13 protein-coding genes and 2 tRNA genes are annotated in these 14347 nt (G+C 37.8%); 4 read left to right on the plus strand and 11 right to left on the minus strand.

Annotated features, from left to right (window positions below):
• The first annotated feature begins 2 nt into the window (after positions 1-2).
• Together G322_RS0112105 and G322_RS0112110 are read left to right on the plus strand one after the other, a co-directional pair.
• Positions 3-79, plus strand: a tRNA-Met gene (locus G322_RS0112105).
• 188 nt (positions 80-267) lie between these two features.
• Positions 268-330, plus strand: a tRNA-Leu gene (locus G322_RS0112110).
• Positions 331-362: 32 nt separating this feature from the next.
• On the opposite strand, the gene G322_RS0112115 is transcribed toward G322_RS0112110, so the two are convergent.
• From G322_RS0112115 to G322_RS0112155, 9 genes are all read right to left on the minus strand, one after another.
• Complete coding sequence (locus tag G322_RS0112115) at positions 363-1406, minus strand: protein-glutamate methylesterase/protein-glutamine glutaminase (RefSeq protein ID WP_022942036.1); 1044 nt, start codon at positions 1404-1406, stop codon at positions 363-365.
• A gap of 26 nt (positions 1407-1432) precedes the next feature.
• Positions 1433-2026, minus strand: coding sequence for a chemoreceptor glutamine deamidase CheD (gene cheD / locus G322_RS0112120; RefSeq protein ID WP_022942037.1), 594 nt, complete (start codon positions 2024-2026; stop codon positions 1433-1435).
• Between the two features lie 8 nt (positions 2027-2034).
• The gene (locus G322_RS0112125) at positions 2035-2862 is read right to left on the minus strand and encodes a CheR family methyltransferase (RefSeq protein WP_022942038.1); all 828 of its coding nucleotides are present in this window, start codon (positions 2860-2862) and stop codon (positions 2035-2037) included.
• A 127-nt stretch (positions 2863-2989) separates the two neighbouring features.
• Complete coding sequence (locus tag G322_RS24825) at positions 2990-5563, minus strand: methyl-accepting chemotaxis protein (protein WP_022942039.1); 2574 nt, start codon at positions 5561-5563, stop codon at positions 2990-2992.
• Between the two features lie 59 nt (positions 5564-5622).
• Positions 5623-6087, minus strand: coding sequence for a chemotaxis protein CheW (locus tag G322_RS0112135; RefSeq protein ID WP_245542317.1), 465 nt, complete (start codon positions 6085-6087; stop codon positions 5623-5625).
• A gap of 69 nt (positions 6088-6156) precedes the next feature.
• Positions 6157-8301 (minus strand): chemotaxis protein CheW, encoded by a 2145-nt coding sequence (locus G322_RS0112140; RefSeq protein WP_022942041.1) that lies wholly within the window; start codon positions 8299-8301, stop codon positions 6157-6159.
• Positions 8302-8341: 40 nt separating this feature from the next.
• A complete protein-coding gene (locus G322_RS0112145; RefSeq protein ID WP_022942042.1) occupies positions 8342-8707 on the minus strand; it encodes a response regulator in 366 nt (121 codons plus the stop codon).
• 32 nt (positions 8708-8739) lie between these two features.
• Entirely contained in the window at positions 8740-9915 is a 1176-nt protein-coding gene (locus G322_RS24555) for a methyl-accepting chemotaxis protein (protein WP_022942043.1), read from the minus strand.
• A 215-nt stretch (positions 9916-10130) separates the two neighbouring features.
• Positions 10131-10379 (minus strand): hypothetical protein, encoded by a 249-nt coding sequence (locus G322_RS0112155; RefSeq protein ID WP_022942044.1) that lies wholly within the window; start codon positions 10377-10379, stop codon positions 10131-10133.
• Positions 10380-10633: 254 nt separating this feature from the next.
• Between G322_RS0112155 and G322_RS0112160 the strand changes: the two genes are divergently transcribed.
• The gene (locus G322_RS0112160) at positions 10634-11425 is read left to right on the plus strand and encodes a class I SAM-dependent methyltransferase (protein ID WP_022942045.1); all 792 of its coding nucleotides are present in this window, start codon (positions 10634-10636) and stop codon (positions 11423-11425) included.
• Here G322_RS0112160 and G322_RS0112165 read toward each other — a convergent pair.
• Positions 11418-11714 (minus strand): DUF1244 domain-containing protein, encoded by a 297-nt coding sequence (locus G322_RS0112165; protein ID WP_022942046.1) that lies wholly within the window; start codon positions 11712-11714, stop codon positions 11418-11420. The genes G322_RS0112160 and G322_RS0112165 overlap by 8 nt on opposite strands.
• A gap of 96 nt (positions 11715-11810) precedes the next feature.
• On the opposite strand from G322_RS0112165, the gene G322_RS0112170 reads away from it, so the two are divergent.
• Complete coding sequence (locus tag G322_RS0112170; protein ID WP_022942047.1) at positions 11811-12689, plus strand: chemotaxis protein; 879 nt, start codon at positions 11811-11813, stop codon at positions 12687-12689.
• A gap of 284 nt (positions 12690-12973) precedes the next feature.
• On the opposite strand, the gene G322_RS0112175 is transcribed toward G322_RS0112170, so the two are convergent.
• Positions 12974-13936, minus strand: a complete 963-nt coding sequence (locus tag G322_RS0112175) for a DHHA1 domain-containing protein (protein WP_022942048.1) — start codon at positions 13934-13936, stop codon at positions 12974-12976.
• Positions 13937-14347: the final 411 nt, after the last annotated feature.

A 14347-nucleotide genomic window follows, 5' to 3' on the forward strand; every position in this document is an offset into this window, starting at 1 on the left:
ATGGCTACATAGCTCAGTTGGTTAGAGCACATCACTCATAATGATGGGGTCCCTAGTTCAAATCTAGGTGTAGCCACCATTTCTTATGCTAAATAAGAAAGTTGCGAAATTAATAGACGCGCTAGATTTAGGTTCAGCTATTCAAAGTAAGCGTAAGGTGTGAGAGTCCAAGTATCACCGATCGCACCATTATTCTCCAAGAGAATAATAAATTAACCAGCTAAAGCTGGTTTTTTTATGTCTGATTTTTGCAGTAAAAGTATAGATGGCTACATAGCTCAGTTGGTTAGAGCACATCACTCATCCCGAGTTCAAATCTAGGTGTAGCCATCATTTTAAAAAAGAAGCGAACAGTTAACATATTATTTAAGCAGTTGTTTTAACACTGCACCGGTTATTTTGTCGAGTGGCTCTACTTGATCAACACCTCCACTCCTAACAGCCTCTTTAGGCATACCATAAACAATGCAACTTTCCTCATCTTGTGAAAAATTAAACGCACCTGCTTGCTTCATTTTTAACATGCCTAATGCACCATCTTTTCCCATGCCCGTTAATATAATGCCAATCGCTTGTTTTCCTGCACAAAGTGCAACGGAATCAAAAAGTACATCCACGGATGGCCGATGACGATTAACAGGTTCTGCTTGACTTAATTGGGTGTAATAATTACCACCTCGTTTAGAGATAAACATATGATTTGCACCTGGGGCAATATAAGCACAGCCGGGTTTGATCAACTCATTATGAGTTGCTTCTTTAACATTAATGGTACAATTATTATTTAATCGAGCCGCAAATGAAGCAGTAAACCCTGCTGGCATATGTTGGGTGATCACGATAGGTGGACAATCTTCTGGCATGGTTAATAACACCTGATTTATCGCTTCTGTCCCTCCTGTTGATGCACCGATAGCGATCAATTTTTGATTACTGACCAATGAATTAGCGATCAAAGCACTTTTTTTCACCGCTCTATTTTTATTAATAACTTTCACAGGCTTTATTTTAGCAACGGATGCAGCACGAATTTTATCCGCAATTAAATGACCATAATCGCGCATCTCAGCCATCTGATTCATTTTAGGTTTAGTGATAAAATCGACAGCCCCTAAACTCAAGGCCTGAATTGTTACTGCTGAGCTTTTTTCAGTTAGTGTTGAGATCATCACAACAGGCATGGGTCTTAGTCGCATCAACTTCTCGAGAAAGTCGAGACCATTCATCTTAGGCATCTCAACATCTAAAGTTAATACATCTGGGTTTAGTGCTTTAATCATAGTACGCGCAATCAGCGGATCGGGTGCACAGCCCACCACCACAAGATCAGGTTGCTCATCAATCACTTCAGTTAAAATACGCCGAATCAATGCAGAATCATCAATGATCAATACCTTAATTGCCATATAATCTTTCCTCTGAGTTTAAGACGTTAATCAAATAGTTCAATTTCACCCTCAATCTCTGTTTTATTTACTTTATTAAAGTAATTATCTTCCTGTTTCTCGATCTTGCGATGATATGTGTCCGTTAATTTACGCATCATCACTTTGCCTGTTTGTGGAAAAAAACAGATTCTACGTGGGTATATATCCCCTAAGTCTGATGCGAGTATTGGAATCAATTCATTGTGCAGATAATTAGTAATAAAATCTGCATTATCTTTGCCGATATCCAATGCGGTAAAAGCATGCATTACCTTACCTCCACCAAATACTTTAGCGACTAAGTCTTCACGTTTTCCACCAAGTTGAATAATATGATTAATTAAGATCTCCATGGCATAGTTGCCATAACGGGCTGATTTATTAAAATCTGCACTGGCTTTTCCGGGTAACATAAAGTGATTTAATCCCCCTACACCACGCTTTTTATCCCAGATACATGCAGACACACAAGAGCCTAATACCGTCATTAATAATTTATTTTTTGTGCTGATATAATATTCACCGGGGAGTATGCGTATCGCATCACAATTAAATTTTTTATCGAAATAGGCGGTCGTGGCTAAATGTTCTCTATCCATACTTCCTCCTAGCAACGCACATAAACAGTTTGTTTATCAAGCTTGAAAATATGACCCGCATTGGGAAAACTCTCAGAGTGGCCAACAAACAGTAATCCTCCACTGCTTAAATGTTTAGCAAAGTGCTCAAGTAACTTATATTGTGTTGGTTTATCAAAGTAGATCATTACATTACGACAAAAAATAAGATCAAACTTCCCTTTCATTGGCCAATCAGCTAAAAGATTTAACTGATTAAACGTAATTAATGACTTCAGCTCAGAACGAACTTTAACCAGCTCTGATTTTTCACCACTGCCTTTAAGGAAAAAACGCTCTTTTTGCAGAAAAGATAATTTTTCAATATTATCAATATGATAAATTCCTTTTTTGGCCTTATCTAAGACATGTGTGTCTAAGTCTGTTGCTAAAATTTTCACATGAGGGTTTAGTTTCCCATAGGTTGTCGCTACCGTCATTGCGATGCTATAAGGCTCCTCTCCCGTTGAGCTGGCAGAGCACCAAATTTTTACCGGTTTATCTGCTGTTGCATCTGAAAAATTTTCTTTAAGATAGTGAGATAATCGTATGAAATGGTGATTTTCACGGAAAAAAGAGGTTAAGTTGGTGGTTAATGCATTGATAAACTCTTGCCATTCAGGATGTTGAATATCATCAAGCAGATGCAGGTAGGTATCAAAGCGATGAATTTTATGTTTACGTAGCCGTTTTGCTAAACGGCTATACACTAAATCATTTTTTTGTTCACTGAGTGAGATACCTGCATGTTCATAAATTAACTTTTGCACATGAGCAAAATCATTAGCAGTAAAAACAAATTCTCGCGCACTTGACATAAAAAAACCTTCTCGAAATTATACCCGTCTGATTAAGTATGTGATCTCTATTTTAACCAGTGAAACTGATCCGCTATTTATTCAGATTGGTATGATAGGCCCCTCTGCTAACAAAGGGGTCTATTAACTAAAATTCAGACCATTCATCATTAGCCGTAGTTTTGCTATTTTTAAAGCCACGGCCCGCTTTACTGCTTTCAATCGCCTGTACATTAGTACTCATATTTGATGACGGCCCCACTCCTGTATTAAAGACACTCACCGAAACACTAAGATTACCCGCTTGCTCCTCTAATGATTCCGCGGCGGCAGCTGCTTGTTCAACTAAAGCGGCATTTTGTTGTGTCACTTCATCCATTTGCGAGATCGCTTGGCTGACTTGGTCAATACCCGCACTTTGCTCTTCTGATGCAGTGGCAATTTCAGCCATAATATCGGTCACACTTTTCACAGCCTTAACAATCTCATCCATGGTATTGCCCGCTTCATCAACCAGTTTAGCCCCCACTTCCACTTTATCAACAGAGTCTCCAATAAGGGTTTTTATCTCTTTAGCGGCTGCTGCTGAACGCTGCGCCAAGCTACGTACTTCAGATGCAACCACGGCGAACCCGCGACCTTGTTCACCCGCGCGAGCAGCTTCCACCGCTGCATTTAACGCAAGAATATTAGTTTGGAAAGCAATGCCATCAATCACAGAGATAATATCCACAATTTCTCTTGAACTTTCATTAATGTCACTCATGGTTTTCACCACTTTACCAACCACCTCTCCACCTTTAATGGCAATATCAGACGCACCATTTGCAAGTTTATTGGCCAATCGTGCATTTTCAGCATTTTGTTTCACTGTCGTGGTTAACTCTTCCATGCTTGATGCTGTTTCTTCGAGACTAGAAGCTTGCTCTTCTGTTCGTTGAGAAAGATCACTATTGCCCATTGCAATCTCTTTAGAGGCAGTATTAATCGTATCGGTCGCTTCTTGGATTTGTAATACAATCTCTTTGAGTTTATCTGCCGTTAAATTAGAGTCATCTTTTAACTGTTTGAATGTACCTTGGTACTCATTAGTAATGCGATCTGTTAAGTCTCCTTTTGAAAGAGCCGATAACATGCGTACTACCTCATTCAGTCCCGTTTCACTGGTTTCCATTAAGCTATTAATCGATTCACTTAACTGTTTGAAGAATCTATTTTTACCCTTTAAATCCATACGACGGGTAAAGTCACCTGCTATGGCGCCATTAACAACACTTTCTACCTCTTTTTCAACGGCCACTTCTGAGGTTCTATCTGTCCATTCAACCACAGAGCCTAAACGGTCGCCCTGTGGATTAATAACAGGGTTTGCTACAAGTCTAAAGGTACGACCACCAACCGCAATCTCAGCTACAAATTCAGCGGTAAAAGTAGCGAGTAATTTTTTCTGATGCTCAGGATTTTTATGAAACTGATCAATAGTACCACCCAGTAATTTATCGACATCAAAACTTGGTAACTCTTTGCGTAAGTCATCCTCTGCATTTTTAAGCATCGGCACAATAGAGTTATTCATATAGATGATATTACGATTATTATCAGCGATCATTACATTAGTACTTACACTGTCTAGGGCAATTTTTATACGTGTCGCTTCATTTGCAGTACGTTTCATATCCTCTACTTCAAAACCCAATTTTATCTGCATCATTTTCAACAATAACAATACATCACTAAGCTCATCCTCTGTCTCTGTTTCAACATCAAAATTATAGTTCCCTTGGCATAACTCACGTAAATACCCTTGCGCTCTGTCCATCGGATTCAATAACAACTTACTGAATTTTCTGGAAAATAGAAAGCCAGCAAGCAGTACAATAAGTGTCGTGATTAGCATAAAGAGTGATGCATTTATAAAATATTGTTCATTCTCAACATGAATGACTTTCGCTTGTTGCAAACTCTTGGTAATAGCCTCATCCGATTGTAATGTAACCCCCTGTAACTTAGCGAGGTCTTGATCTGTTAATTCACTGTTGGTCGCTATTGAAGTTTGTAATTCATGTAAAGTAAGAGTTAACTTTTGAACCTCTTCCAAACTCTTTAAATGCTCATTATAAAGTGTATCTAATGCTTGATTAGTTTCATAGTTCACATCAAAACCGATACCTAATCCAACCACTAAAGCCAGTACCACTAAACTAAACAACGTAACAATGCGTTTTTTAAAGTTCATTTTTTTGAAAAAAGATAATTTATTAGACCAGTGAGGTTTTACGATTTCACCATGCACTATTTTTAAGTCACCCTGCTTACCCTGCTTAAACAAACGATAAGCAGCACTAACCACTTCCACTTCACTGCGATCTGCACCTTGTCGCACAGACATATAACCCGTTATTTGACCATTTTCAAAAATAGGGGTGGCATTGGCTTTTACCCAATAAAAATCACCATTTTTACAACGATTTTTAACAAAACCTGTCCAAGGCTTACCCGCTTTCAAATCTCGCCATAAATCTTCAAATGCTTCTGCCGGCATATCTGGGTGACGCACAATGTTTTGTGGTTGCCCAATTAATTCTGTTTCAGTAAAACCACTAATACGTAAGAAATCATCATTAATATAGGTAATGTTTCCCTGCATATCGGTATTAGACACGATGAGGTCTTTATCTTGTAAAATATATTCATTATTTGTTACTGGCGTATTATTTCGCATAGTAGGTACCCTTTAACTCAATAAAATAGATAGTTTATAAACTGGTTAATCGTATTGTCTTATTCAACCAAAGCCTCGACTAATGCCATCTCTTTACTGGTCATTAGGTTTTCTATATCAATCAAAATTAACATTCTGTCATCAATGACCCCTAGCCCTTTCAGATATTGGGTATCCAAAATGGCACCAAATTCAGGGGCTTCCTTAATTTGTGATTCGTTTAATGAGATAACATCTGAGACCCCATCAACGACCATGCCTACCACTCTATTCGCCACATTCAAGATGATAACGACGGTCATCTCATTATAAGTCACATCACCTAAGTTAAATTTAATACGCATATCCACAATCGGGACAATAATACCGCGTAAATTAACCACCCCTTTAATAAAGTCAGGCATATTGGCAATAGTCGTGACGGCATCGTAACCACGGATCTCTTGTACTGTGAGGATATCAATAGCGTATTCCTCCTCACCAAGGGTAAATGTTAAATAACCGTTATCATCGCTACTACCCATCTCTGATATAAAGCTATTTTCTGCTTCATTTTCTCTCTTATTATCTCGCATCAATTTCCCCTCTTTAAATTATTCGCTTTCACTGACAAGACCCGCAATATCTAAAATGAGTGCAACTTTGCCATCACCCATAATGGTTGCACCAGAGATACAAGGCACGGTATGAAAATTAGTCTCTAGACTTTTTAATACCACTTGCTGTTGTCCCTCTAGCTGATCAACTAATAACGCTATTTTTTTATTATTGTTCTCTAATAACACTAAAATACCGTCACTTGCTTGAGTTACCTCGGTATCAATATTAAATAGCTCATGTAAAGCAAGCAGTGGGATATAATCACCACGCACTTTAACCACCTTACCTTTACCATTAATGGTTTTAATATCTTCTGCTTTTGGTTGTAATGACTCAGAGATAAAAGTCAGTGGGATAATATATATCTGCCCTGCAACAGAGATAGACATACCATCTAAAATAGCTAATGTTAGTGGTAAACGAATAGAGATAGTTGAGCCAACACCTGCCTCAGAATGGATATCTACCTGCCCGCCCATGCTATGGATATTTCGTTTTACAACATCCATACCCACACCGCGACCCGATACATCGGTGACTTTCTCAGCAGTTGAAAATCCAGCAGAAAAGATAAGCTGATAAACCTCACTATCAGAGATAGTGTCACTCAACTCCATACCACGCTCTAGCGCTTTTTCGATGATTTTTTCTCGATTTAACCCAGCGCCATCATCGCTAATACTGATCACCACATTGCCACCTTCATAGAAAGCAAAAAGGGTGATTGTGCCTGTTTCAGGCTTACCGTTAGCAATGCGATCTTCTGGCATCTCAATACCGTGATCGATACTATTACGAATAAGGTGAGTGAGTGGATCAGCCAATTTTTCAACTAAACCTTTATCAAGTTCAGTTTCATTTCCGATCATTTTCAACTCAATTTTTTTATTAAGTTTATTAGAAAGATCACGCACAACACGGGGGAAGCGTCCGAATACAAAACTGATTGGCATCATGCGAATTGACATCACAGACTCTTGCAAGTCACGGGTATTACGCTCTAATTGGGTAAGGCGATTTAACAAAACATCATGTTCAGAGGGATCAAGTTCGCTAGATATCTGCATCAGCATCGCTTGGGTTATCACCAATTCACCCACTTGATTAATCAGTTGATCCACTTTTTCGGTATTAACACGAATAGAGGTTTCACCTGTTGAGCTTGCTTTATTTGCCGTACGCTTAACCGTTAATGTTTTTTTATTTTTAACCTCTTTTTCTTCTCGTCCATCCAAAAAACCATAGGGTCTAGGATCATTATCTTGCTCTTTAGTATTTTCAACTGCTTTAGGAGTGATCTTTTCATCGGAAAAAAGTCCAAAAGCGCTCTCTTTAGTTTGAACTGGCTTTTCTTCAACGTCATCAAAAAGACCAAAACCTTGCTGTTCTTCACTGTCAGGCTCATCAAAAAATCCAAAATCAGTTTCCTGCGAATCTGCCTCTTCAAATAAACCAAAACACTGCGCCGGATCAGTAATAACATCCTCTATCAATATCGACTCTGGTTCCGCAAGAAAAGAGATACTATCAATAAGATCCTCATTGGAAGCACTGGTTTTAGTTAGAAAAATTTGCCATTTATGAAACTCTCCCTCAACAATCATGCTTTGAGTTAGATGACCCAATTGGGATAACTCTTCAAGCAACGCAGTAATGTCTTCCTCCATGGAGGTTAAAAACGAAATATTTTTATCCGCTTGATGTGGGGAAAAAGTGGTTGTTTCAGGCGTGGTTGTAGGGGTAATTTTATCAGCAGAGAGTGTTTCAAGTAATAAACAAACCGCTTTGATTTTACTCTCATCAACCGTATCCCCCCCCTCTTGGTGAACCGCTTTCTGCTCCGCGAGAATATCTCCTGCTTGCAAAAAAGCATCAATCATCTCAGTGGTTAACAGTAACTCCTCTTTACGTAGTTTATCGAGAAGCGTTTCGAGAATATGGGTGACTTCGGTCATATCATCAAAGCCAAAGATACCTGCCCCCCCTTTTATCGAGTGAGCAGCACGAAAAATAGCATTCAAATCTTCTAAATTAGGGGAATCAACATCTATATCGAGTAACAACGACTCCATATTGGTCAGATGTTCAGAGACCTCTTCAAAAAAAACAGCATTAAACTGTTGCATATCTATCGACATATCAACTACCTGTTCTAAAAATGAATAATAGAGGCGCTAACTAGCCTAATACTTTTGAGGTTAATTCAAGCAATTTTGCAGGGTTAAAAGGTTTTACCATCCACCCAGTCGCCCCAGCAGCTTTACCTTTCATTTTCATTTCAGTCCCCGCTTCTGTGGTTAGCATCACGATAGGAGTACGCTGATAACCAGGTAATCCTCGCAGTGATTTAATGAGTGTCAATCCATCCATGCGTGGCATATTTTGATCTGTTAATACAAAATCAAATTTACCCTTTTTGCACATATCTAGCCCCTCTTGGCCATCTTTTGCCAATGAGACCTGATATTTTGCAGAGAGTAATGTCACCTCTACCATTTGACGAATTGAAACGGAATCATCTACCACTAAAATATGTTTTGCCATTTAAAACCCCTCTACTTCGTTATTTGACACAATTAAAAGAACTCTACTTCACCGCTACTCATGCTTGATGATGAAACAGGGTTGGGTACTCGTTGCTCTTTTTTTTCCTGATACGCCTGCACAATAAGATTAATCTCTTCCGCTATTTTTAAGCCTTTAATTTTTTCTACCTGTTGCATCGTTTCATTAAGTTGGGTAACCCCTTCTAGGGTAAATTGTAAACTCTGAATACTGATATCACCGAACTGTAAGCCACGCATCGCATTGTGCACAGCGTCAACGAGCTCCGTTGCTAATCCATCTAAATTACGGGTCATTTGTAAATCATTATCAGCCTTATGCGTAAGTTGATTAATTGCTTCATTAACTTCATCCTTTGAATCATGCACATAATCAACATCCTGGCTGGCAATCTTTTTGACATCTTTAGCAAGATCTGCAATCAAGGTATTGATTGAAGAAAGCTGCTTTTGAATATTATGACTGACTTCTGAGGAGCTGCTTGATAATGCACGAACCTCACCCGCTACCACTGCAAATCCGCGACCGGCTTCTCCCGCACGAGCAGCTTCAATGGCGGCATTGAGTGCTAATAGATTCGTTTGTGAAGCAATTTTCTCGATACCTTGTAACGCTTTCATTACGCCAGGCATCTGTGCACTGATATGATCCACTTTTTCTAATAAGTACATAGATTCATTGCCCATATTGGTGGCAATTTCTACAAAATGGTTAAGTGTTTTGGACGTGTTTTTCGCAAATTCACGCATATCCATCTCAATAGCAGGCCCACTTCCCTCAACTTCAACACTCAGTAGTGTATGAATATAGATTTTTTGTTGCTCAAGCAATGCTTGAATAGCCATAAATGCGTCAGTTAATGTGCTAATTGCCCCCTCTTGTGTACCAATAAGATCACTCAAATCACCTTGGTTATTTTGTAGGCTGTTGATACTCTCTTGTGCTAAAAATTTCGTACTTGCTAATATTTTTTCACAACTTTCAAATTCATTATTAGCAAAGTGTAAACACTCCCCCTCTTTCACTTTTAGGGTGACGGGGCTATCAAAATAACGACTCAAAAAGATAAAGAATGTTAAAGCAATGGTAAGTACTAATTCAGCGGGGAGGTATTGCAATGCAATAAGTGAAATCACAAAAAGAGTTGAAATATAAAATATTTTTTTAAGCATTACATTTGCAAGCATATTCCACAGCCTTGTTTATTTACAATTAGTTAACTGTAGTCATATTTTAAAATGTTTACGTTTTTATTTTTTTTTGATGCTTTTAAGTTGAACTAGATCACCCTAAATTCTCCTATTACTCAGGATTAATAACGATAATCGCTTGTTTTAAAAAATGGCAGTGAGTTTGAAATTTCTCGCTATTTTTTACTGTTTTACTGGTGTGTAACTGACTTTCAACTCCCACTAATTTTTGAAATAACCAACCTCTGATCATCGAGTAATAACGAGTATCTGTGACGTAACGACTGATTATCACGTATTTTTAATGCCTTTTGTACCGCTTGTACCATGATGCCTATTTGATACGTTTCGCTGGAAGTTATCTTCTGTGTACTTGTTTGTGCAGATACATTTATTGAAATAAAAAATGCAGCAATGATAAAGAGCAGTTTTTTAATTAATGGCTTGTTTGTTAATAACACGGGGATCTCCTAAAATGCCATTATACGATTATCTTTTATACAATTATATTGTTTCGTTTTTCCTTAACTTGAATAAACTATAAATAAAATAAGCCCAGCCCCCCCCAAAAAAAAGAGAAAGCAACAAACGCAGAGAAAATATTAAAATAGAATTGGTTATTAAACAACTGTTTCAACTTTTCCTGTTTTTTGTGCTTACAATTTAATAAAGTGATAAATTAGCACCCTGTTTCTTTATCGAGTAGTAGTTGTAGATGATTATAAAAAAAGAGTGGCGCATATTAACCGTAGGGGATGGCGATCTCTCATTTTCCTCTTCATTATGGAAATACCACCAACCAAAAAGTTTAACGGCCAGCGTATATGACTCACAAACAACCATGCTCAATAAATACAGTGAAAACAGCTATCACTCATTAATTGAAAACAAGGTAGCAGTACACTTTAATCTTGATGTTACCAACAAAAAAAGCTGGTCAACACTCAAAAAACAATCCTTTGATGTGGTTATTTTCCAGTTTCCATTACTGCCTGCTTTCCGTTCTTTTGAGGAGTATAAAAACCAAGGCAAGCAACTGAGCATCAATACGCTCAATCGTTTATTATTACGCACGTTTTTAAAAAATGCCTTTCAACATTTTTTAGACCCAAATGGTGAACAACTCTGTTTTATCACATCAAAAGATGTGAAACCCTACCGCGAGTGGAATATTGAAAATGCATTACATCAACAAAGCGACTTTCACTATTTAGGCTCTTCACTGTTTGATATCACCCATTTTCCTGAATATAAAGTACGTAATGTCGACAGAGATAAACATGTACGAGATACGCAAGGAAGAACCTATGTTTGGAGCTTACAACAAACTCATTCACTTAAATCAGAACTAACAAAAGCGATTTTTCAACATAAAAATTGTTGTACGGCATGTCGTGCAGGCCCATTTACAACAGAGCTTGATAGAGATGAGCACCACGCGTCTAAAAAGCATCAACAGATGATGCAATTTGAAGCATTATGGTTAGCTAAAATAAAGACTATTTAGCAGTTTGTAGCGCGTCAAAAATAGCTAACTGCTCAGCGGTGGCAGGAAGTTGATGATTACTTTTCCACTGTGAGTAAGGCATACCATAAACATGCTCTCGTGCTTGATCATAATTCAATTCAACACGTATCTTCGCCGCTTCTTCCATCATCCACTTTGACAAACAGTTACGACAAAAGCCGGCTAAATTCATTAACGCGATATTTTGCACATCTTTACGACTATCAAGGTGTTTTAGTAGATGGCGAAAGGCGGCTGCTTCAAGCTGAGTTTGTTGATCTAAGGTCATAAATTCTCTCTAAATTAGATGATTTAACAGTATGCTAACATTTATTTTAGAATAATCAGCTATAATTTATTATTGAACTTTTAACTTGGATTTTTCATGCAATCAACTTCTAGCCAATCACAGGGTTTACTCCTTTTTAAACTATCCCCACTGCAAAGTTTTGCGCTTGGTACACTAAAAATTCAAGAGATAGTCCCCTACCAATCTTTAACACAACTGCCAAATGCAGATATTAATGTGATTGGTGCAGCCAGTATTCGTGGGCAAACCCTGTCCGTTATTGATATGGCAGCTGCCGTTGGTTTCCCCCCCATTACCGAAGAAGAAAAACCACATTGCGTTATCATTATTACCGATTGTAGTCGTCGACATGTGGGATTTTTGGTACGAAAAATAGAACGCATTATAGAGTGTAATTGGAAAAATATAGAGCCACCGCCAAGGTCATTGGGTCACAAGACCTATATTACCGGTATCACCCACTTTGAGAATACCATCATACAACTGCTCGATATTGAATTACTGCTCTCACAAATTTTCCCTGAGAAGAATGACTATTCAATCGAAATAACGGGGATACAAAAAGGGTTATTACAAAACTCACATATTTTATTGGTTGACGATTCAGCCGTTGCACGCAGACAACTAGAAAGTGCACTGACCCGTATTGATGTCCCATTTAAAGTATGTAAAAACGGCAACGATGCCCTACAAGTAATGAAGGAATGCGCAAAAAAAGAAGATCCCATCACCATTTTGGTGAGTGATATAGAGATGCCCGGATTAGATGGCTATGAGCTCACGTTTGAAGTACGTAGCATGAAAGAGATAGCAGATACTTATATCATTTTACACACATCACTCTCTAGTGAAATGAGTGTTGACAGAGCGCAACAGGTAGGCGCAAATGATGCATTAACAAAATTCGCGGCCCAATCATTAATTGATGCGATGTTAAAAGGGGTAACACAATAATTATTTGGCTCTGTTCCATAATATTGTTGTCCGTTTATTTGTAAACATTTAACTCCTTGTAAATATTTACAAAAAATTCAATTCAATGTTTTTACAATATGTAGAAATTCAAAGATTTACATAGTGACAACAGTAAAGTGGAGCAGAGCCAATTATTTACATCGACATACTCAACACTGCCTAAGTATTATTTTTCAGCTAAAAAAACAGATTAAATGGCTCATTTTTTGAAGAGGGAAGATAAACAGCTCAAATATATCACCCTCCTGTTTATCTCATAAGTACTAAAGCGCTTTGTAATAATTTTCAACTAACTCAATAAATTGACTTAATTCACTCTGCGCTAATGTGTTAATACCCGCGGCGGCAGCTCGGCCACCGCCTGATGTAAACTGACTACAAATATCGCCTGCACCCTGTTTATGATGAAGGGGTGAGCGTAATGAAACAAGATAACTCCCATCTTTATTTTTGGTTAATACCGCATGTGCTGAGTCAGGGTTTTGATTCGCTAATAAGTTGCCATATACGCCACTGATGCGACGTGACCATGTTTCATCGGGTAACTCAAAAACTGATAACCATTTACTTTGATATTGTGCCGATATTGCCAATGCACCCGCCATATCGTCTTGGTACGCCGTTCGTAACTTATAAAAAGGGGAGTTAAGATCAGCAAGTAAATCAAAGGGTGATGGGTAAGCCAATAATGCGCGATATAATGTAGCAGGGTCAAAGTGTAGATCAGCAACGGTTGCACCGTAACCATTATAATTAATTAATGTACCCAGCTCTTTTAACTGCTTTGCTTGCTCATGAGAATAACCTGCTTGATTAGCCAGTTCATCAGCCTTAGCAATTAAATTATCACCATAAGCGGCAGTTATTGCCCACGCATGATATTTTTTCGCCAGTAATTTGTCGATAATTAATCCTGTACAGGTATTTGCATCTAAATCGATATTAACATCCAGATTTTTATCTGTTGGAATTTCACCACAACGATGATGATCCGCATAAAAAACAGAAGCCCCCTTTTTTAAGGCTTGATTGACCGCTTCAATATTCTTTTCCAGTGAGATATCTAAAATCGTCAGCTTATCACCGGCATTAACATTTATGTTTTGTACAAGCTTAATATCACGTTTAACACCCGTGACTAATTGGCTATCGAGAGGATAAGCAAGACGCAACTGCAATAATGCAATAATGCCATCAGCATCACCGTTAAAAATATCGTAATTCATAATGATCCATATAATTATTTAAAAAGGTCAGATAAGTTACCTCTTGGATTCAAAGAGTAACTGTATAATTTTAATTAGTAAAAAAAATATTCAGAGAATATGTACTAATCGCTTTTAGCTGGCAAGAGATACAACAATGAAAATAGGTAAATAACTCATTTGTAAGCAACGGTGCCAGATTTACGTCTTAAATAAAACAGCCATGAGTAAAAATAAAGTATCAGAGTAATTAAATCGTAGCTAATCGACTATTAATTGATAATTTCCCTGTAATGCCAGATCACAAGCTGAGCCCGATGTTTTTATTTTTGTAGTGTTTTATTTTTGTAGTGTTTTACTTTTGAAGTGTTTTTGGGAGGGTAAAATTGGTTACGAGAGCAGGATTTGAACCGATGACCTTTACCAGTGTTT

Source organism: Psychromonas hadalis ATCC BAA-638, assembly GCF_000420245.1.
In the GTDB taxonomy this organism is placed as follows: Bacteria; Pseudomonadota; Gammaproteobacteria; order Enterobacterales; family Psychromonadaceae; genus Psychromonas; species Psychromonas hadalis.